Here is a 20,480-nt window from a genome sequence, read left to right as displayed (position 1 = left end):
CCTTTCCACCACGGCGGATGGGGGCCCGGCGCCCTTCGGGCCGACCTGGGACCCGCTGGCTGCGGATCGACCGAAAGCCGTTGTCTACTGAGCGACCGGGCCCCACCCGGGTCACACCTTGCCGACCGGCCGGAACGTTCCCTCGTCGGCGCGGGCGCTGAGCCTGGCTCCCAGTGACGGTGCCCCGGTGCGGCACACCGTCCCTGACCCAGCGGCGCTGCGACGAGTGGCGTGAACGCTCCCCGGTCGGGCGTCCGGTGGTGGACTCGGACGAACCTACCGGCCCCCGGCCGCCGACTGTCAATAGCCCTCTGGCCTGCTACGACGGCCCATGCGGCGGGTCCAGCCCAGAGGATGCCCAGGTCGGGCGGCGCGGCAGCGGCGACCGGCGGCCGCCGCGCCACCCCCGTAGATCACTCGCCCGGCCGTACGAACACCGTCCGTCCGCCCACCACCGTGCGCAGACAGACCGGCAGGTCGTGGCCCGGGGTGAGGTCGGGCAGTCCGGGGGTGCCCGAGCGCGGGTCGGTCGACCAGCGGGCCACCCGGTCGTCGGGGGCCTGGACGATCAGGTCGTCGGTGCGCCAGACGGCGTAGTCGGCGGGGGCGCCCGGCACCAGGACCCCTGCGTCGTCCCGTCCCACGGCCCGCCAGCCGCCGCGCGTATGGGCCGTGAACGCGGCGCGCACGGAGACCCGGTGCTCGGGCGTGCGGTGGAACGCGGCTGCGCGCACGGTGCCCCAGGGGTCGAGGGGGGTGACCGGGCTGTCGGAGCCGAAGGCGAGTGGCACACCGGCCCGCAGCAGGGCCGCGAAGGGGTTGAGGGTGCGGGCCCGCTCGGCGCCGAGCCGCCGGGCGTACATGCCCTCCTCGCCGCCCCACAGGGCGTCGAAGCCGGGCTGCACGGAGGCGATCAGGCCCAGTTCGGCGAAGCCGGCGACGGTCTCAGGGGTGAGCATCTCGGCGTGTTCGACGCGGTGGCGGGCGGCGCGGACGCGGGCAAGGCCGAGCTTCTCGGCGGCGGCGCGCACACCCTCCACGACGGCGCTCACCGCGGCGTCACCGATGGCGTGGAAGCCGGCCTGCAGGCCCGCCTCGGTGCAGGCGACCACATGGGCGGCGACGGCCTCGGCGTCCAGGTAGGCGGTGCCGGTGTGCGCGGCGTCGGCGTACGGCTCGTGCAGACAGGCGGTGTGCGAGCCGAGGGCGCCGTCGGCGAAGAGATCGCCGGCCGCGCCCGCGGCGCCCAGTTCCCGGGCCCGGTCGGCATTCTGCTCGGCCCAGTAGCCGACGACCCGTGGGCCCGGCAGCTCGGCGGCGAGCCGGAGCAGGGCGGTGAAGTCGTCCTCGGAGGAGATCTGCGGGCCGCCGCACTCGTGCACCGAGCCGATGCCGAGGGAGGCCGCACGGGCCAGGGCGGTGCGCTGGGCCTCGGCGCGCTGGGCCGGGGTGATGGCCTCGAGCGCGGCCCGGCGTACGGCGTGGTGGTCGTCCCGGGTGAGCGGGGCGTCGGTGCGCGGGACGTCGCCGGGGACCAGGTCCAGCAGGGCGGTGGTGACGACCGCCGAGTGGACGTCGATGCGGGACAGGTACAGCGGGCGGCCGCCGGTGGCCTCGTCGAGTTCGGCGCGTGTCGGGGGGCGGCCGCCGGGCCAGCGGGCGGCGTCCCAGCCGTGGCCCAGCAGGACGCGGTCGTCCGGGCGGGCGGGGGCGAACTCGCGGACCAGGGCGAGAGCGGCCTCCAGCGAGGGCGCCGAGGAGAGGTCGAGGCCGGTCAGGGCGAGGCCGGTGGCGGTGGTGTGCACATGGGCGTCGGTGAAGGCCGGGGTGACGAGGGCGCCGTCCAGGTCGACCACCTCGTCCACACCGTCGGCGAAGGCGTCGGCGGCGCCCTCGGAGCCGACCCAGGCGACTTGGCCCGCTTCCACGACCATCGCGGTCGCGAAGGGGTCCGCGGGGCTGTGCACCTCGCCGCGGCGCAGGAGGACGGTCTTGGGGGGCTCGGCGGTGCGCTCACTCATGACCGACAGTTTCCCTCGCCGTCGGGGCGGAGCCGCACCTGGGGCGGGCGGGCGGCCGCCCGGGCTAGATCTTCGGCGGCCGTGCCTCGTACGGCGTCGACAGTACGACCGTCGTCCGGGTCGACACTCCCGCCAGGCTGCGCAGCCTGGCCAGCAGCTCCTCCAGTTCGTGCGGGGTGGCCACGCGGACCTTGAGGATGTAGTTCTCGTCGCCGGCGACGCTGTGGCAGGCCTCGATCTCGGGGACACCGGCCAGGCGGTCCGCGATGTCGTCGGGGGCGCTGGGGTCGAACGGTTTCACCGAAATGAAAGCGGTCAGCGGCAGTCCGACGGCCTCGGGGTCGACCACCGCGGCATAGCCGCGGATGACGCCACGCTGTTCCAGCCGGCGCACCCGCTGGTGCACGGCCGACGTGGACAGGCCCGTGGCCTTGCCCAGGTCTGTGTAGCTCATCCGCCCGTCCTTGACGAGCAGCTGCACGATCTGTCGGTCCAGCTCCTCCATGGCGCCAAAACCTACCGTGCGGTTGATCTCCTGGGATAGCCGAGAGCGCAGGTCATGGCCGGTTCGATACAAAAAGCACTGCCAACCGCCCGCCGTGCGCACCTGCATGTGGCATGTGACGAATGCCACACCCTTCGAACAGGCTCCGTGATGTTCTCGTGATTACCGCCGAGGGCGGACGGGAAGTGCTTGCTGTGGTCGAGGCCGCAGCGCCTTCACGGCCCAGCCTTAGGGGGAGAATCCCATGCAGAGTGTCCATCGCCCTGGTCGCAGCACGTCCAAGCGGCAGCTGCCGGTCGTCGAGCCCGAGCCGGAGGACGTCGAACCCGACGCCTTCGACGAGGAGCTGGACGCCTACGACACCTTCGAGATGTACCGGGTGATCTGCCCGGACTGCGCGCAGCCGATCGCGCTGCTGGCGGACGAGGAGGTCCTGCCGGAGCACGCGCTGTGCGTCTCGCCGTGGAACCCGTTCGGGCTCACGGCCTGTGCGGGGACGGGCCGTGCGGCGGCCGACGCCCGCCCCGCCGACGAGTCCTTCGAGCCGCAGGAGCAGGACACCGCCCTGCTGTTGACGCTCCCCCAGGGACTGGACTGGCGGACGCAGCCCTTCTCGCACGTCGGCGGCCCGGGCTCGCGCCCGATGCGCGTGCCGGCGATGGGCGACCGGGCCGCCTGAGTTCCTTCCGGCCGGCCCCGGCTCAACTCCCGTAGGTGCCTTGCACCATGGCGCGCAGGCTGTCGTGGTGCAGGATCAGTGTGTCCGGGTCCGCCGGGACGGCCACTTCGCCGAAGTACGCCTGGCGGTAGGCGATGCGCAGCATGACGATCGCGTGCCGCAGGGCGGCGTAGAGGATGTAGAAGTCCATGTCCCGCGGGGTGTGCCCGGTCCGGTCCGCGTACCGGGCCTCGACCCGGTCGCGGCGCAGGAGTCCGGGCAGTCCGCGCTGCCCGGAGGCGACCGTGAGGTCCTGGAAGAAGCGGTGCAGATAGACCGTCCAGCCGAGGTCGACCTCGCGCGGGGCGAGCGCCGCCATCTCCCAGTCGAGGACCGCGACGGGGTCGAAACCGTCGTAGACCACATTCCCGATGCGTGCGTCGCCCCAGGTGAGGACGGGTTCGCCGGGCTCGCGCGGCCACAGTCGCTCGAGCCGGTCGAAGGCGGCCTCGATGAGCGGGGAGCGGGGCAGACCGTCGGTCACCCAGGCGTAGTAGGCGCGTTGGGCCGTGACATGCCGGCGCAGGGTGTCACCCTCACCGGGGAGCATCATGAACTCCGCCTCCGCGGGCGGTACTTGGTCGTGCAGCCGGGCCAGCAGTCCGATCGTCGCCGCTTCCAGGCGCTCACGCTCGGCGTCACTCGCCGCGTGCAGCCAACTGCCCTCGTACGTGTACGGCATGACGTCCGGCGGCACCCGTCCCGCCACCCGTTCCATGACGAAGAACGGCGCCCCGAGCGGGCCCGGGTCCTCCTCGAGCCAGAGCACCCGGGGTACGGGCACGTCCGTGTGTTCGGCCACCAGGCGCAGGGTGCGGTACTGGCGGGCCATGTCGTACTCCGGGAAGACGGTGTACGCCGAGGGGTCCGCCGCCAGCCGCAACGCACAGGCGCGCGACGCCGCTCGGGGGTGCTCGATGTCGAACAGCAGGGTCTCGCTGGACATGCCGTTGGAGGCGGGGACGGTGACCGCGGTGGCCCTGGCGCCGGGCAGCCGGGTGCCCAGCCAGGCCGTGAGGCGCCGGGCCAGTTCCCCGGGATCGCGGGTACTGGTGCGCGGACGTGGTGCGGTGGCCATGACGCACTCCTTCCTCAGGGTGCGACCGAGTCGAAGCCGGTGAAGCCGCTCGGGTCGTGCCGGCCGAACGAGCCGTGCTCGAAGATGCCGTGGCCGGTCCGTCCGTCGAGCCGGAAGCGGGCCGAGTGGTCGGTGACCCCGTAGGCGGCGAGCGGCTGGGGCACGGTCATGTCGTAGGTACGGCGGTCGGTCCAGCCGGGCCCGCGCCAGGTGCCGTGCTGCCAGTCGTCGGCGGGCGGATAGCCGGCGCCGACGGCGAGCGGGGAGGAGGCCAGGATCTCGACGTCAAGTCTCTGCGAGCTGCGTGCGTCACCCAGATGGATGATGGCGTGTTCGGGGTGGCGGGTGCCGGGACGGTAGGTGATCTCGGCCTGGGGCCAGCCCAGTTGGCGGTCACGGTGGCCGGGGCGGACCAGGGTGGCGTCGTTCAGGGAGCGGTGTCCGTCGGCGTCCTCCTGGGTGATGACCATGAGGAAGCGGTCCTCGAAGCGGACCGGGCACCAGATCCAGTGGAAGCCCTCGGTGGGATGCTCCTCGGCGAGCGGTCCGCCGTCCTCGCCGGGGATCGGCCGCACGCCCCAGCTGCGGTCCCGGGTGCCGGTCCAGTCCTGAGCGGTGACCCGGAACTCCGCTCCCCGGGCCCGGATCACGCCCTCGGCGGTGCCGGCCTGGACGAAGCGGCGGCCTTCCAGGGTGAGCCGGTCGCCTCGGCGCTGGAGGTGGTGCGGCTCCCACAGGGCCGGGAAGGCGGCCGTCCACGTGAGGTCGTACGACAGCTGCTCGTCCGCGCAGGTCAGGCGCAGCCGGCGCAGCGGCTCGGCGACCTCGATGCGCAGCGGGCCGACGGCGAGCCGCATCCGGTCCTCGCCGAGGGCGTCCGAGGCGCGGACGGCGTGCAGGGTGTCCCCCGTGCGCAAGGTGGCGTAGGCGTCGATCACGCCCAGGTTGGGATAGACGCCGAGGCCGAGGATGAGCAGGGCGTGGCCGGCGTGGTCGAAGACGTGGAAGATGCAGCGGTCGTAGGCGTTCCGGTCGCCGGTCGCCACGTGCCTCATGGACAGGGGCACCTGGTGCACGGGGTATTCGTCGAGCGGTACGGGACGGTCGTCGGCCACGGACACCCCCTGGTGGACGGTCCGCTGACGGTACGTCAGACAAGTGCCGGAGGCCAGAGGCGGAACGGGACGTGCGTGAACTGACGCACGATTCCGCCGGGCGGTGACCTGTCCGGCTGGTACCGCGTTGCCCAGGCATGACCCTCATGTACTCGGTCACCGGGCGCCGCATCTTCGTGCCCCGGCCCGCAGAATCGGTTCCGCCGCCGGTTCCGCCGGATCCGCCCATCTACCGCGATCTGATGCGGACCTGGGCGGACCGGGGCCGTACTCTGCCGGGCCGCCACGACCCGGAGTGGATCAGGCTGGCGGCCCCGACGGTCCGCACGGGGCAGTTCAGCGACCTTCGGGTCCCGCCACGTGACGGGCGATGACCATCCGCTGGATCTGGTTGGTGCCCTCGACGATCTGCAGGACCTTGGCCTCGCGCATGTAGCGCTCGGCCGGGAAGTCGGCGGTGTAGCCGTAGCCACCGAGGATCTGCACGGCGTCGGTCGTGACCTTCATGGCCGCGTCGGTGCAGTGCAGCTTGGCCATCGCGGCCTGTTTGGCGAACGGCTTGCCGGCGTCGCGCAGCCGGGCCGCCGCGAGGTAGAGCGCGCGGCCCGCCTCGACCTGGGTGGCCATGTCGGCGATCATGAAGCGCAGGCCCTGGAAGTCGGCGATCGGGTGGCCGAACTGCCGGCGCTCGGTGGCGTAGGCGACCGCCTCGTCCAGGGCGGCCTGGGCGAGGCCTATGGCACAGGCGGCGATGCCGAGCCGTCCGGAGTCGAGGGCGGACAGGGCGATGAAGAAGCCCTGGCCCTCCTCGCCGATCCGCCGGTCGTCGCCGACGCGGACGCCGTCGAGATGGACCTGCGCGGTCGGTGAGCCCTTCATGCCCATCTTCTTCTCGGGCACGGCCCCGCTCAGGCCGGGGGTGTCGCCGGGGACCAGGAAGGCGGTGATCCCGCGAGGGCCGTCCTCGCCGGTGCGGGCCATCACGGTGTAGAAGTCGGCGATGCCACCGTGCGTGATCCAGGCCTTGGTGCCGTTGATCACCCATTGGTCGCCGTCCCGCACGGCCTTCGTGCGCAGCGAGGCCGCGTCGGAGCCGGAGGACGGCTCGGAGAGGCAGTACGCGCCGAGCAGGCCGCCGCCGAGCATCGCGGGCAGGTGCTCGACCTGCTGCTGCTTGGTGCCGTAGGTGGCGAGCGCGTACGAGGCGAGCGTGTGCACGCTGACGCCGAGGCCCACGGTGAGCCGGGCCATGGCCAGCTCCTCCAGGACCTGGAGGTAGACCTCATAGGGCTGGTCGCCGCCGCCGTACTCGGAGTCGTACGGCAGGCCGAGCAGGCCGGATTCGGAGAGCAGGGTGAAGACCTCACGCGGGAAGCGTCCCGCGTCCTCCTCCTCCGCGGCCTTCGGCGCGATCTCGCGCCGGCCGATCTCACGGACGAGCGCGAGCAGATCCCTCGCCTCTTCCGTGGGCAGTTGACGCTCCACCGGCTGCGGGTCGCGGTCGGACATGGCGTCGGTCTCCTCCCTGTCGGGCACGGGCGGTTGGCCCGTGGGGTGGGGGCGGCTCCGCCTGGTCGTTCCGTATGGCCACCGGCGCCCGCTCCCGGGTCTCGGGAGCTGCTGACCAGCGGCTGTGCGCTGTGAGTATGCCCGATCGGCGACCTCCCGTCACCAGTTAACGACCGCTTACTTCAGGAAAGTCCGGCTACTTGGCGCGCACGGATTCCAACGGAAAGTGACGGCGGGTGCCGGGCTGACACCATCGGTCCGAACAGCGCGGGCGGGCGTCAGGCCTCGCGGCGGGCCGGCTGCGGGGCCGGGTAGGCCGGATCCAGTTCCTCCACGGCGCGCAGGGCTCCGCCGAGCGTCTTCACCAGCAGCTCGCGCATGGTGTCGCGGGACAGCTCGGGGCGGTCGATCCAGTCCAGGGTCGCGCCCTCGACGCTGCACACCCAGGACAGCAGGCTCATCCGGGCCAGCGAGGAGATGTCGCGGCGGCCGTAGGCGCCTTCGGCGATGGTGGCGACGATCGCCTCGCGCACACCGTCCCGGATGGAGTGCACCTCGGCGTCGAAGCCGACACCGCCGCTGACGATGGTGCGGTAGGCGGCCTGGTGGTGCTCGGCGTAGCGCAGATAGCTGTCGACGGTGCGGTGGACGCGGTCGACGGCGGCCAGTTCGAGCCCGCTCGAGGCGAAGGTGACCAGGTCGGCGACGGAGTCCTTGATGATCGCCAGGTAGTAGCCGCGCTTGGACTGGAAGTAGTAGTAGATCAGCCCCTTGGCAACATGCGCCTGGCGGGCGATGTCGTCCATGGACAGCGCGTCGTAGGACGTGTCGGCGAACAACTTCCGCCCGATGGCGATGAGTTCGGCGCGACGCGCTTCCGAGCGCTCCGTACCTCGCGCCCGGGGACGGGCGGCGGCACGCTGCTGCGGCATAGTCAATTTCGACCCTGTTCCAGGCGGTCGGCGGGACATCCGCAGTATGTCAGAACATGCCGCACGCGTGAGCGGATCGGCTCACAGCAGTCCGAGCTGGGTCACGAGCATGGCGACCACCGCGACGAGGACCCAGCCCATGACGTGCTCGGCGATCTTCGGGCCGTCCTCCCGAGGCCCTCCGGTGCGGGCGCGGACGCGGGTGGCGGTGGCCTGGTGTGCGGTCATGGTGTTACTCGCAGAGGTCGGACGTACGGAGTGCATTGCCCCCTGTTTGTCCACCTTGCCACCCGCGACGGCGTTTGCGGTGATGAGCTTGCTCACACGGTCAGCGCACGCCCACCGCCTCGAGCGCCCTGCGCTGGTGCGGGGCCGGCCGGGCCGGGAAGTAGAGGTAGCAGACTCCCCCGGTGCCGGAGGCGACCTTGCCGGAGGCGTTGTACCGCTTGGTCCTCAGCCAGATGTTCTCGAACTCCCGGCGCAGGTAGACCCGGCGCACCGCGGCGTCGTCCGGCGAGGCCGGGTCATTGGCGATCACGTCGCCGTCCGCGGTGAAACCGATCACGGTCATCAGATGCCCGGAGGTGCCGTAGCCCGCGCCGGTCAGCTCGCTCGCCAGGAAGGACTGGGACGTTATGGCCGGGATGCCGGCCGCGATCAGTGTCTCCAGGTCGGCGAGCGAGACGAGCCGGGTGACCACGCCCTGGATGCCGCCGAACGTGGCCGCGTAGGCGGCGTTGAACGGCCAGTTGCCGCAGCCCTCGTACTGGTAGTCGTAGGTGAAGCGGGCGGCGTTGTCGACCTGGGGGTCGGCGTAGGAAGGATCGACCCAGGACAGCTGCTCGGGGGTGAGCCGGCCGCCCCAGTACTCGACGACCATTTGCGAGGAGGTGGGGCTGCACCAGGCCTCGCCGCCGTTGTCGTACTGCGGGTACTGGCCCTTGTGGATCTCCTGCGAGTAGCGCGGGACGGCCAGTTCCCGGGCGAGGCCGGGGGTGGAGGGGGGCACCGTGAAGCGGTCGGGGACGTCGGAGCCCATGGCGCCGAGCCGCCAGACGGTCGGGGTCAGCCCGGTGCCGGGCCTGCGGTAGAGGGTCAGGCGCAGCTGGTACGACGTCAGGCGCAGGCCGGTGCTCGCGTCCCCGATGGCGAAGGTGTCGGTCGAGATCCCGCTCTTGCCGTCGCCCTGGCCGTCCACCGAGGTCCGCCTGATGTCCTGGTCGCCGGCCGCCCAGCGGCCCATCACGTACCAGGGAGTGGTGGTGCCGTCGGAGTACGTGCCCTGCAGCTCGACCTGGAGCCAGGTGCCGGCCGGGGTGTGCGCGTTCCAGGAGGCGACGACCTCGGTGGCGGGGACGGTGAGCAGGTGGACCGGGGCGGTCCACACGGCGTACTCCCAGGTGGCGGTCGTGCCGGTGTGCGGGTCGGTGTAGTCGGTGCGGCCGGCGGGGGTGTCGATCACGACGCCGGGGCGGGAACCGGCCACGGCCCGCACGCCCCGGGCGCTGCCCAGGCGCCACTCGCGGTACGTGGTCCAGGCCCGGTAGTCGACCGGGCGGGCCTGGGCGGGGTCGTCGTCGGCTTCGGCGGTGGGCCGCTGCGCGGCGGCAGCGGGGGCTGCGGCGCCGGCCAGGGCCGCGGCGACCGCCGCGGCGGCGGTGAGGACGGTTCTGCGGGAGGGCTGCTGGGCTCTGCTCATGGGCGCGGTTACCCCCAGGTGTCCGGGTCGGTGCTGGTCCGGTGCACGGTTCGCGCCAACTATGGAACAGGCGGCATGGCCCTGCCAGCACTTCGGCGCATGCCGCGCGATGATTATTGGTCTCGGCCACTGGAAGGACGCACGCGGCGAACGGCCCCGGCCCGTACGTGGTGACGTGGGCCGGGGCCGTGAGGTGGGCGTCGGTCAGATGAGGTCCATCGCCGCGACCTCGTCGGGGCGGCCGTAGCTGATCGGGCCCTGGAAGCGGCGGCGGGCCGTGGCGAACCACCACACCGTGGCCACGAGCAGGACGGCGGCGAGCGCGATCGGCGCGTAGTTGAAGGAGTCGACGGTGATCGGCGAGGCCTGCGGCAGCATGAACAGGACGCTGCTGAGCAGGATCCAGATCACCGCGAGCCAGCCGACCGGCCGGCCCCAGCGGCCCAGGTGCCAGGGCCCCGGCTCGAACGCGTCGCCGAGCCGCAGCCGCAGGAAGATCGGCACGGCGTAGGCGAGGAAGAGGCCGACCACGTTGACGCTGACGATCGCGGTGAAGGCCGTGTGCGACCACCAGCCGGGCACGACGAGGGCGAGCGAGCAGGCCACCGCCAGCCACACCGCCTTCACGGGCGTCCGGGTGCGCGTCGAGACCGAGTGCCACCAGCGCGAGCCGGGCATCGCGCCGTCCCGGGAGAAGGCGAAGATCTGCCGGGTGTTGCTGGTGAGGTTGGCGAGACCGCAGAAGAGCATCGCACCGATGACGATGAAAAGCATGACCTTGGCGGTACCGAGGCCGAGGCCGTCGATGAGGATCTGGACGGGTGGCGCACTGGAAGAGGCCACCTTGGCGTAGTCGCCAATGCTGTAGACCAATGCCAGCATCAGGATCAGGCCGGTGATCGCCGAATAGCCGATGGCCCGCGTGATCCCCTTCGGCGCATTGACCGTCGCGCGGACCGTTTCCTCGGACATGTGGAAGCTGCCGTCGAAGCCGGTGAAGGTCCAGCTGGTGACCAGCAGACCGAGCATGCCGCCGTAAAGTCCGCTCGTGAAGCCGGTGTTGTTCTCGAAATGCGTCACGAAGGACGCCGGCTGATGATGATCCGGCATCACTATGAGTGCGCCCACGATCACGACGAGTCCGACCAGCAGCCACCACACGGAAATACGGTTCAGCACGGCGACGAGCTGGACGGTGTAAGTGTTGGCGAGTCCCTGCACCACGATGATCAGGGCCGTGATCAGCACCGTCTGGTGCGCGGTGGGCCGGTAGGAGGGCCACTGGAGGTTCACGAAGGCCTGGATGAAGGTGGCGGCCGCGTAACCGGTGGCGGCGGTGCCGCCGATCTGGCCCACGAAGTTCAGCCAGCCGGTGAACCAGGACCAGGCCCCCTTGTGCCGCTTGGCGAGTTTCCCGGCGGAGAAATACAGGGCGCCACTCGTCGGATAGGCCGAGGCCACCTCCGCCATGGCCGCGCCGATGAGCAGCACCATGACGGAGACACCGATCCAGCCGAATACGAGAATGCGGGGACCGCCCGCGCCCATACCGAATCCGAAGGAGGAGAAAATTCCCGAGAGGATATTGATGATGGTGAAGGAGATCGCAAAATTGTCGAACGCCTGGAAACGCCTGGTGAGTTTTCTGGGATAACCCATCGCATGCAGGGTCGCGTCGTCGTCGAGCACGACCCGGTCTTCTCCCGCGCGGGCCTTCGCCCGGCCTGCGGACATCCGTTCCGGCACAGTTCGCCTTTCTCTCGGTGGGGGGCGGAGCACGTGGAGGGTCAGGCGGCTCCCGGGACGGGCAGGCCACAGCCGCGCCGGGCCCGGGAGAGCTGTTCGGCGGGGTCACCGAAGGCGCTCCAGGGCATCCGCGAGGCGTACGGGCCCATCGCCGTGAACACCGCCCGGGCCTCGAACTCGCGCTGGGCCATGACCAGCGCGTGCGCGAGGTAGGCCAGGTCGAGCACCGGGGTGAAGCGGTAACCGGCCACCGCGGGCAGCCAGTTCTGGTAGATCGTCAGCGCGGTGGAGCGCCACTGCGGCTGCTCCCAGACCCGGTCGGCGAGCAGCTGGGTCGGGTTGTAGCTCTCCACCAGGGCCACCAGCGGCAGCAGCCGCAGGACGGAGTCGGCGGGCGCCCGCTGGCTGAGGAAGGCGGCCACGTCCCAGGCCGCGTTGACGGAGCCGCCGTGGCGCGTGAAGAAGCACGACAGGAAGCGGTGGTGGGCCTCGCGGTGCCAGGGGTCGAGGGAGAGGATGTGCGCGAACAGCCGCCAGGGGCCCTTCGGCTGGGTCAGCAGGCCCTGCGGGGCGGGGTCGCGCAGCCGGTGCAGCCGGGCCATGGCCAGCTTGGCGACCCAGGGGGTGGGATCCCCGGGGGCGAGGGCGGCGGCCCGGTCGCAGGCGGTCAGCGCGATCCGCTCCAGCGCCTCGACGCGCTCGTCACGCGCGTCGGCGGCCCGCAGCGCGCGCTGCACGGCGACCCGGGCCCACAGCAGCGCGGCCTCGGGGCTCGGCTCCTCGGCCAGCCAGCGCTCGACCAGATCGGTGCCGGCGGCCTCGGAGGCGAGCACCAGCGAGCGATGGGCGCGCAGACCGAAGTCGGAGCGGGTCTCGGCGAGCGCCTCGTACGCGTATCGATAACGTCCGGCGCGCACATCGACGCATACGCTCGCCAGCACACGGTCGTCGGCCGCCGGATGCCAGACGTAGTGCCCTTCGAATAACTCCGCGGCCATGTCCCCCTGCCCGTCCCCGTACGACGCACCGTAGGTGCGCTGAAGGCACCCTACTCAGCGGCGGGCATCCCCGGAACGCCTGATTCAACATATCGGCCAGGTGGTCCCCGAATGTTTATCCGGGGCCATTGACTGGCTGCCAGCCGGTGATTCAAACCGCGACATTTTCCGCCCTCGAGACCGCGGCGGTCCGGCGCCTATGGGCCCCTACTACACTGTTTCCGGAAAACCACCCACACCGCCCCACACCACGGGAATGACCATTCGCGACCTCGCCGCCCGGCTGCGCCGGCTTCCCCCCTCCCTCGGGCCGGTCCGGCTGATCGGCGTGGACGGGCACGCCGGCTCCGGAAAGTCCACGTTCGCCGGGCACTTGGCCGCCGAGCTGGGCGGAGCCCCGGTGCTGCACCTCGACGACATCGCCAGCCACGAGCAGCTCTTCGCGTGGACCGGCCGGCTCATGACCCAGGTGATCCACCCGCTCGCCCGGGGCGAGAGCGGGCACTACACCCCCTACGACTGGCGGGCCCGGGCCTTCGGCGCACCGCGCCCGCTGCCGGCCGCACCCGTGGTGCTGCTGGAGGGCGTCGGTGCCGGCCGCCGCGCCCTCAGGCCGCATCTGGCCCGGCTGCTGTGGATGGAGCTGCCCCGCGGGGAGTCCTGGACGCGCGGCCGGCGGCGCGACGGCATGGAGCAGCGGGAGTTCTGGGACGGCTGGGTCGAGGCGGAGCACGCACACTTCGCCGAGGACCCCTCGCGCCCCCATGCCGATCTCCTGGTGCTGCAGAAATCCGGGGGGTACGAGGTGCTGCCGGGGCCCGGGTCAACCCCTGGACCGGACCAGAATGTGACGCAGGGTGACGGGTCGTCCGCGTTGTGGTGAAGTTGTGAAGGCGCCTGCGGGTGAACTTCCCGGAGTGCCTCAACTCCGCTTGACCCGGGGCCCGTACAGGACTTACGTTCTCAATGAGCGGTCGCTGAGGACCGCCCAGTGACGCGAAGCCCCCGGTTGTTCCCCCGTGACCGGGGGCTTCGTTCTGCTCCGAAGCGGTTTTCCGGGCGCCCCGCGCACCGATCCGCTCACCCTCGGTCACGACAGCCTGCGCGCCCGTCTGCTCCCACCTCGTCGAACGGCCTGTACGACACCCTTCGGCACGCGGTCGTACCGCGGGTACGATGCCTTCGGTGCGACCTTCGAGCAGCTGCCTCGCGCACCTGCAACTCCGGTCCGCGGCAGGGCTGTTCGACCGCGGCGGGCCCCGGGCGACCGCCCGGTGGTGAACCACGGGGGCACGGTCTGTGGGGGGACGGATGGACTTCGGCACGCAGGGCCGCGACGCCCCGGCCGACCTCGCCTGGCTGCGGGGTGTGGACGCCTACACGATGGGGGCCTATCCGCAGGCGGAGGAGGAGTTCCGCACCGCGGTGCGGATGGACGCCGGGATGGCCGACGGCTGGCTCGGACTGCACGCCCTCCGGGTCGACACGACGACCGCGCTGCTGCGGATGTTCCGGCACCGCGACCGCTTCGGCGAACAGCGCGCCCGGCACCGCAGAACCCTCAACTCCTGGTACTGGCTCGGCTGGTGGGTGCAGCCGGTGCTGGAGAGTCCGCGCGATCTGCTGCTGGCGCACGCCTCGCACTGGCTGGACGGCCGGCACGTGCCGGAGCTGGACCGGGCGCTCGCCGGGCTGCCCCCGGTCGACACCGACCCCCAGGTCCGCTTCCTGCACGCCTGCCGCGCCTATCTGGTCAAGGACTGGGAACAGCTGGTCCGGCACACCGATCCGCTGCTGGACGATGCCCTGCTCGGCATCGAGGCGGGCCTGTTCGGTGGCATGGCCCGGGTCAGGCTGGAGATGTACGGCCAGGCCGAGCCGCTGCTGTCGGCGGCGCTGATGCGCTGCCGCAGCGAGCAGCCGCAGCGCAAGGAGCTGCGCTACTGGCTGGCGCGGGCGCACGAGGGCACGGGCCGCTCGGCGGCGGCGCTGCCCCTGTACCGGGCGGTGCACCGCGTCGACCCGGCCTTCATGGACACCTCGGCACGGCTCGCGGCGATCGCCGAGGGCGACGGGTACGACGACAGCGCCGACCTCGCCGCGATCAGCCTCACCGGCGCCGGGCAGGACAGCGTCGACGGGCCCGACGGCTTCGATCCGCTCTTCGGCACCGAAGGCCGTGATCTGCGGCTCCCGGAGCCGGATCTGCCGACCGGACCGCTGCCGTCGGCGCCCGGTCCGGCGGTGCGGGCGAAGTCCGCTGACTCCTCGCCGATCCCGGCCGGGCCGACCGATCCCGCCCTCCTCGAGGAGGCGCTCGCCGAGCTGGAGCGCATGGTGGGGCTAGAACCGGTGAAACGCCAGGTGAAGGCGTTGTCCGCGCAGTTGAACATGGCCCGGCTGCGGGCCGGGCAGGGGCTGCCGGTGCAGCCGCCCAAGCGGCACTTCGTCTTCTCGGGGCCGTCGGGGACGGGCAAGACCACGGTGGCCCGGATCCTCGGCCGGGTCTTCTACGCACTGGGCCTGCTCGGCGGGGACCATCTGGTGGAAGCCCAGCGGGCGGACCTCGTCGGCGAGTACCTCGGACAGACCGCCGTGAAGGCCAACGAGCTGATCGACTCCGCGATCGGCGGCGTGCTGTTCGTGGACGAGGCGTACTCGCTGTCCAACTCCGGCTACGGCAAGGGGGACGCGTACGGCGACGAGGCCCTGCAGGTGCTGCTGAAGCGGGCGGAGGACAACCGGGACCACCTGGTGGTGATCCTGGCCGGCTACCCCGAGGGCATGGACCGGCTGCTGGCGGCGAACCCCGGGCTGTCCTCCCGCTTCACGACCCGTGTCGACTTCCCCTCCTACCGGCCGCAGGAACTCACCGAGATCGGCAAGGTGCTGGCGGCGGAGAACGGGGACATGTGGGACGAGGAGGCGCTGGAGGAGCTGCGGTCGATCGCCGGGCACGTCGTGGAGCAGGGATGGATCGACGAGCTGGGCAACGGCCGCTTCCTGCGCACGCTGTACGAGAAGAGCTGTGCGTACCGGGACCTGCGGCTGTCCGCCTATCCGGGCACGCTCTGCCGGGAGGACCTCGCGACCCTGCGGCTGGCGGACCTGATGCAGGCGTACGGGGAGGTGCTGTCGGGGCGGGGGCCGCAGGATCCGCCGGGTCTGTGAGCGCCGGCGCGGGTGCGCCCGCGGGGGCGCGGGGCCGTGCCGTCCTGCGGCTCCGCCGCGCCGGCCCGGCCGGCCGCGAACGGCCCGCGGCCGCACAGCCCCGTCACCACCTAGTTGGCGAGCACTCCCTCCGGTTCCCCGGCGGCCCTCGGCTCGGTCAGCTTCACGCCGGGAATCTCCCGGTGGGCCGGGTCGGTGACCTCGCCCACGAGCAGTTCCAGTACGTCCTCCAGGGCCACCAGGCCCAGTATCCGGCCCGAGGCGTCCGCCACCTGGGCCAGGTGGGTGGCCGCCCGGCGCATGACCGTGAGGGCGTCGTCGAGCGGCAGCTCGGCCCGCAGGGTGGTCATGGGGCGCCACAGGTGCTGCGGGACGGCGCGGTCGGAGTGCTCCACGTCCAGGACGTCCTTGACGTGGACGTACCCCATGAAGGCGCCCTTGTCCGTCGCCGAGACCGGGAAGCGGGAGTAGCCCGTGCGGGCCGTCAGCTCGACGATCTCGCCCGGGGTGACCGACGGGGGCACGGTGACCAGGGACTCCCGGCGCAGCAGGACGTCGGTGACCGGGCGGGAGCCCAGCTCCAGGGCGTCCTCGAGGCGCTCCTGCTCCTCGGGGTCGAGCAGACCGGCCTGGCCGGAGTCCTCCAGCAGGCGGTTGAGCTGCTCGCTGGTGACCACCGCCTCCACCTCGTCCTTGGGCTCGACCCGGAACAGGCGCAGGATGGCCTGGGCGCAGGCGCCCAGGGACACCGTGATCGGCTTGCACAGGCGGGCGAAGTAGACCAGGCCCGGGCTGAGCCAGAGCGCCGCCTTCTCGGGGGCCGCCATCGCGAGGTTCTTCGGCACCATCTCGCCGATGACCAGGTGGAAGAAGACCACGGCGGCCAGGGCGATGACATAGCCCAGCGGGTGGATCACGCCGTCCGGGAGGTGGACGGCCGCGAACGCCGGCTCCAGCAGACGGGCCACCGTCGGCTCCGCGACCGCGCCGAGTGTCAGGGAGCAGACGGTGATGCCGAACTGGGCCGCGGCCATCATCTGGGGCAGGCGCTCCAGGCCGTAGAGCACCTGGCGGGCCCGCGCCGTGCCCAGCGGTTCGATCTGGCTGCGGCGCACCGAGACCAGCGCGAACTCGGCGCCGACGAAGAAGCCGTTGGCGAGCACGAGCAGCCCGGCGAAGACGAGTTGGAGGACGCTCATCGGGCGGCCTCCATCGCGTTCGCCGCCGGGGCCGTCCTGACCAGGCGGACCCGTTCGGCGCGGTAGTGGCCGACCCGGCGGACGGAGAGCCGCCAGCCGGGCAGCTCGGCCCGGTCGCCGGGGACCGGGATCCGGCCGAGCAGGTCGGCGACGAGGCCGGCGACCGTCTCGTACGGCCCCTCGGGCACGTCCAGGCCTATGCGCTGGAGGATGTCGACACGGACGCTGCCGTCCACGTCCCAGGCGGGCTTGCCGTCCTGCGGCGGGGCAGCGGCGAGTTCCGGCGCGTCCGGGCGGTCGTGCTCGTCGCGGACCTCGCCGACGAGTTCCTCGACGATGTCCTCCAGCGTGACGACGCCGGCCGTGCCGCCGTACTCGTCGACGACGACCGCGATGGGCTGCTCGCTGCGCAGCCGGGCGAGCAGGGGCTGGACCGGCAGGGTCTCGGGGACCAGCAGCGCCTTGCGGGCGATGCGGCCGACCGGGGTGCGCAGCCGGTCGCGCACCGGGACGGCCAGGGCGTCCTTGAGGTGGGCCATACCGACGATCTCGTCGATCTTCCCCCGGTAGACGGGGAAGCGGGACAGGCCGGTGGCCCGGGTGAGGTTGACGACGTCCTCGGCGGTGGCCGAGTCCTGCAGGGCGCTGACCTTCACGCGCGGGGTCATGACGTGCTGTGCGGTCAGCTCGCCCAGGGACAGGGTCCGTACGAACAGGTCGGCCGTGTCCTGTTCCAGGGCGCCGGCCTGGGCGGAGTGCCGGGCCAGGGACATCAGTTCGCCCGGGGTGCGGGCGGAGGCCAGTTCCTCGGCCGGCTCGACGCCGAGGGCCCGTACGAGCCGGTTGGCGACGGTGTTGAGCGCGGCGATCACCGGCCGGAACAGGCGGGAGAAGTGGTGCTGGGGGCCGGCCACGAAGCGCGCGACCTGGAGCGGCTTGGACACCGCCCAGTTCTTGGGCACCAGTTCCCCGATCACCATCTGGATCGCGGAGGCCAGCAGCATGCCGACGACCACGGCGATCCCGGAGACGGCGCCGTCGGGCAGGCCGAGCGCGGCGAGGGGGCCGTGCAGCAGCCGGGCCAGGGCCGGTTCGGCGAGCATGCCGACGACCAGGGAGGTGATGGTGATCCCGAGCTGGGTGCCGGAGAGCTGGAAGGACAGCTCCTTGAGCGACTCCACGACCGTACGGGCGCGTCGGTCGCCGTCGGCGGCGGCCTTCTCGGCCTCCGGGCGCTCGACCGTCACCAGGCCGAACTCGGCCGCCACGAAGAACCCGTTGGCGAGGATCAGCAGGAGGGCGGCTGCCAGGAGCAGCAGAGAGGTGGTCACGATGCCGCCGCCTTCCCGGTATGTCGGGTCGGGGCGGCGCAGGTACTACAGGACGATCCGTCCATCGCTGGAGGGAGTCACTCCTCGGGTAGCAGGAACCCCTGGACACCGGGCGGTGCGCAGGGGCGGAGGCACAGCGAAATGGCCTCCGCCACCAGATTAATCAAGTCACGGGCCGCTCGGGCAGGGTGGGCGCCCCCGAGTCGGCCCCGATCTCACCCCGAGCGAGCCCCGAGGTGCCCCGGATCAGCCCCTGTGCTCGGCTCCGGCGGCCGTCGAGCGGACTTCGGCGAGCGCCCGCAGGGCCCGCGCGTCGGCGATGGCCCGCTGCTTGGCGAGGCCCGGCTGGATGCCGAGCGCGGGCAGGCTGGTGCCGTCACTGAGGTTGAGGAAGACCCACGGGTCGCCCGGACGGAGGTTCACCTGAACGATCTCCGCCCAGTCCAGGCGCCGCTTGCCGGCGATGTTCACCACGGTGACACCGGAGTCGTCGGCGACCACCTTGATGCGGGCCAGCCGGGCCAGGACCCAGGAGATGAGCGCGCCGGTGACGATGAAGCTGAGCCGCTCCCCCGGGCCCAGATGCTCCAGCAGCAGCGCGATCGCCGTGATCGTCAGGAAGATCGCCACGCCCGCGGTGAGCAGGATGGCCCGGGTGTGGCCCGGCCGGAAGGTGACGGGGAGGTCGGGAAGGGGGGTCAGGTCGGACATCGGTCGGCGTACCCCTCAGAGGCGGCAGGCGTGGATGGCCGTGGTCAGGATGGCGCGGGCGCCGATGGCGTACAGGTCGTCCATGATCCGCTGTGCCTCCTTGGCGGGGACCATGGCCCGCACCGCGACCCAGCCCTCGTTGTGCAGCGGGGAGACGGTCGGGGACTCCAGGCCGGGAGTGAGCGCGACGGCCTTCTCCAGCTGCTCGACGCGGCAGTCGTAGTCCATCATCACGTACGTCCGGGCGACCAGCACGCCCTGGAGGCGGTGCAGGAACTGCTGGACCTTCGGCTCGGCCGCCTCCTCGGCGGCGCCGGTGCGGCGGATGACGATCGCCTCGGACTTCATGATCGGCTCGCCGAAGACCTCCAGGCCGGCGTTGCGCAGGCTGGTGCCGGTCTCGACGACGTCGGCGATGACCTCGGCGACGCCCAGCTCGATCGCGGTCTCCACGGCGCCGTCGAGGTGGACGACGGAGGCGTCGACACCGCTGTCCGCGAGGTGTCCGGCGACGATGCCCTCGTAGGAGGTGGCGACCGTCTTGCCCTTGAGGTCCTCGATGCCGTTCGCCGTGCCGGGCTTGGCGGCGAAGCGGAAGGTGGAGCGGGCGAAGCCGAGCGGGAGGATCTCCTCGGCGTCGGCGCCGGAGTCGATCAGCAGGTCGCGGCCGGTGATGCCCATGTCGAGGCGGCCGGAGGCGACGTAGATCGCGATGTCGCGGGGGCGGAGGTAGAAGAACTCGACCTCGTTCTCCGGGTCGACGATCCGCAGCTCCTTGGACTCCCGGCGCTGCTGGTAGCCGGCCTCATGCAGCATGTCCGCCGCAGGGCCGGACAGTGAACCCTTGTTGGGGACGGCGATGCGCAGCATGAGGTCGGCTTCCTTTGCGTGACGGGTTTCTACGGCTTACGGCTTGTACGGCTTTTGCGCGTGTTGCGGCGCGTGGCTCACAGGTGGGCGTAGACGTCGTCCAGGGAGATCCCGCGGGCGACCATCATCACCTGCACGTGGTACAGGAGCTGCGAGATCTCCTCGGCGGCCGCTTCCTTGCCCTCGTGCTCGGCGGCCATCCAGACCTCGGCGGCCTCTTCGACGACCTTCTTGCCGATGGCATGGACACCCTTGCCGACCAGCTCTGCGGTGCGGGAGGTGGCGGGATCGCCGTGGGCGGCCTTGTGCTGCAGCTCGGTGAAGAGCTGCTCGAACGTCTTCTTGGACATGGTGTGCCCCACCCTAGCCGTAATGGCGGCCGACCTAGTGCCAGGGTTCGGATACTGAGCGCAGCGTGGCTGCCGTCGCCACCGCCGCCGTCACCGCCTCGTGCCCCTTGTCCTCGTTCGAGCCCTCGATGCCGGCCCGGTCCAGGGCCTGCTCCTCGGTGTCGCAGGTGAGCACGCCGAAGCCGACGGGGACGCCGGTCTCGATGCTGACCTGGGTGAGGCCCTGGGTGACGCCCTGGCACACATAGTCGAAGTGGGGGGTGCCGCCGCGGATGACGACGCCGAGGGCGACCACCGCGTCGTAGCCGCGGCCCGCGAGGGCCTTGGCGGCGACCGGCAGTTCGAAGCTGCCGGGGACCCGGATCAGGGTCGGCTCGTCGATCCCCAGTTCGTGCAGGGCGCGCAGGGCACCGTTCACCAGACCGTCCATCACCTTCTCGTGCCACTGTGCCGCGATGACGGCGACCCTGAGGTCGCTCGCGCCTCGTACGGACAGTTCCGGTGCACCCTTGCCGCTCACTTCTCTC

General features: G+C 71.9%; 19 protein-coding genes. 3 read left to right on the top strand and 16 right to left on the bottom strand.

The features are described 5' to 3' along the window. Nucleotides 1-413 precede the first annotated feature (413 nt). Both A6P39_RS33945 and A6P39_RS33940 read right to left on the bottom strand, forming a co-directional pair. Nucleotides 414-2,021: an amidohydrolase gene (locus A6P39_RS33945; RefSeq protein WP_067046459.1), complete on the bottom strand. Its 1,608-nt coding sequence runs from the start codon at nt 2,019-2,021 to the stop codon at nt 414-416. A gap of 64 nt (nt 2,022-2,085) precedes the next feature. Next, nucleotides 2,086-2,526: an Lrp/AsnC family transcriptional regulator gene (locus A6P39_RS33940; protein ID WP_067046457.1), complete on the bottom strand. Its 441-nt coding sequence runs from the start codon at nt 2,524-2,526 to the stop codon at nt 2,086-2,088. 244 nt (nt 2,527-2,770) lie between these two features. Here A6P39_RS33940 and A6P39_RS33935 point away from each other — a divergent pair, with 244 nt between their 5' ends. Further along, nucleotides 2,771-3,205 carry a hypothetical protein gene (locus tag A6P39_RS33935; RefSeq protein WP_067046453.1) on the top strand — a complete coding sequence of 145 codons (435 nt, stop codon included), beginning with the start codon at nt 2,771-2,773 and terminating at the stop codon, nt 3,203-3,205. 22 nt (nt 3,206-3,227) lie between these two features. Here A6P39_RS33935 and A6P39_RS33930 read toward each other — a convergent pair whose 3' ends face one another. The 8 genes from A6P39_RS33930 to A6P39_RS33890 all read right to left on the bottom strand — a co-directional run bounded on the left by A6P39_RS33930 (nt 3,228) and on the right by A6P39_RS33890 (nt 12,321). Then, complete coding sequence (locus tag A6P39_RS33930; protein WP_067046451.1) at nt 3,228-4,322, bottom strand: phosphotransferase family protein; 1,095 nt, start codon at nt 4,320-4,322, stop codon at nt 3,228-3,230. Between the two features lie 14 nt (nt 4,323-4,336). Further along, nucleotides 4,337-5,437, bottom strand: coding sequence for a hypothetical protein (locus A6P39_RS33925; RefSeq protein ID WP_067046533.1), 1,101 nt, complete (start codon nt 5,435-5,437; stop codon nt 4,337-4,339). Nucleotides 5,438-5,773: 336 nt separating this feature from the next. After that, a complete protein-coding gene (locus A6P39_RS33915) occupies nt 5,774-6,946 on the bottom strand; it encodes an acyl-CoA dehydrogenase family protein (protein WP_067046531.1) in 1,173 nt (390 codons plus the stop codon). 278 nt (nt 6,947-7,224) lie between these two features. Further along, the gene (locus A6P39_RS33910; protein ID WP_443053009.1) at nt 7,225-7,878 is read right to left on the bottom strand and encodes a TetR/AcrR family transcriptional regulator; all 654 of its coding nucleotides are present in this window, start codon (nt 7,876-7,878) and stop codon (nt 7,225-7,227) included. Nucleotides 7,879-7,959: 81 nt separating this feature from the next. After that, entirely contained in the window at nt 7,960-8,106 is a 147-nt protein-coding gene (locus A6P39_RS33905) for an SCO1431 family membrane protein (RefSeq protein ID WP_107304363.1), read from the bottom strand. Between the two features lie 100 nt (nt 8,107-8,206). Next, complete coding sequence (locus A6P39_RS33900; protein ID WP_067046445.1) at nt 8,207-9,577, bottom strand: peptidase C39 family protein; 1,371 nt, start codon at nt 9,575-9,577, stop codon at nt 8,207-8,209. Nucleotides 9,578-9,781: 204 nt separating this feature from the next. Continuing rightward, nucleotides 9,782-11,311: an amino acid permease gene (locus tag A6P39_RS33895; RefSeq protein WP_234378932.1), complete on the bottom strand. Its 1,530-nt coding sequence runs from the start codon at nt 11,309-11,311 to the stop codon at nt 9,782-9,784. Nucleotides 11,312-11,364: 53 nt separating this feature from the next. Further along, on the bottom strand, nt 11,365-12,321 hold the full coding sequence (locus A6P39_RS33890; RefSeq protein ID WP_067046441.1) for a hypothetical protein: 957 nt from the start codon (nt 12,319-12,321) through the stop codon (nt 11,365-11,367). Between the two features lie 256 nt (nt 12,322-12,577). On the opposite strand from A6P39_RS33890, the gene A6P39_RS33885 reads away from it, so the two are divergent. After that, complete coding sequence (locus A6P39_RS33885; protein ID WP_067046439.1) at nt 12,578-13,204, top strand: uridine kinase family protein; 627 nt, start codon at nt 12,578-12,580, stop codon at nt 13,202-13,204. A gap of 428 nt (nt 13,205-13,632) precedes the next feature. Next, complete coding sequence (locus tag A6P39_RS33880; protein WP_067046437.1) at nt 13,633-15,492, top strand: AAA family ATPase; 1,860 nt, start codon at nt 13,633-13,635, stop codon at nt 15,490-15,492. A 110-nt stretch (nt 15,493-15,602) separates the two neighbouring features. Here A6P39_RS33880 and A6P39_RS33875 read toward each other — a convergent pair whose 3' ends face one another. The 6 genes from A6P39_RS33875 to ribH form a co-directional block, all read right to left on the bottom strand. Next, a complete protein-coding gene (locus A6P39_RS33875; RefSeq protein ID WP_067046435.1) occupies nt 15,603-16,691 on the bottom strand; it encodes a hemolysin family protein in 1,089 nt (362 codons plus the stop codon). Beyond that, nucleotides 16,688-18,022, bottom strand: coding sequence for a hemolysin family protein (locus A6P39_RS33870; protein WP_067046433.1), 1,335 nt, complete (start codon nt 18,020-18,022; stop codon nt 16,688-16,690). The genes A6P39_RS33875 and A6P39_RS33870 overlap by 4 nt, the downstream gene beginning before the upstream one ends. Before the next feature lie 246 nt (nt 18,023-18,268). Further along, nucleotides 18,269-18,733: a PH domain-containing protein gene (locus tag A6P39_RS33865; RefSeq protein ID WP_067046431.1), complete on the bottom strand. Its 465-nt coding sequence runs from the start codon at nt 18,731-18,733 to the stop codon at nt 18,269-18,271. Nucleotides 18,734-18,748: 15 nt separating this feature from the next. Further along, nucleotides 18,749-19,603 carry an ATP phosphoribosyltransferase gene (gene hisG, locus A6P39_RS33860; protein WP_067046429.1) on the bottom strand — a complete coding sequence of 285 codons (855 nt, stop codon included), beginning with the start codon at nt 19,601-19,603 and terminating at the stop codon, nt 18,749-18,751. A 77-nt stretch (nt 19,604-19,680) separates the two neighbouring features. Continuing rightward, nucleotides 19,681-19,953 carry a phosphoribosyl-ATP diphosphatase gene (locus tag A6P39_RS33855; RefSeq protein ID WP_067046426.1) on the bottom strand — a complete coding sequence of 91 codons (273 nt, stop codon included), beginning with the start codon at nt 19,951-19,953 and terminating at the stop codon, nt 19,681-19,683. A 34-nt stretch (nt 19,954-19,987) separates the two neighbouring features. After that, entirely contained in the window at nt 19,988-20,473 is a 486-nt protein-coding gene (ribH, locus tag A6P39_RS33850; protein WP_067046417.1) for a 6,7-dimethyl-8-ribityllumazine synthase, read from the bottom strand. Nucleotides 20,474-20,480 lie beyond the last annotated feature (7 nt).

It is taken from the genome of Streptomyces sp. FXJ1.172, assembly GCF_001636945.3.
In the GTDB taxonomy this organism is placed as follows: Bacteria; Actinomycetota; Actinomycetes; order Streptomycetales; family Streptomycetaceae; genus Streptomyces.
Note: the sequence above shows the minus strand (reverse complement) of the source record. Positions and strands in the feature narration are given on the sequence as shown.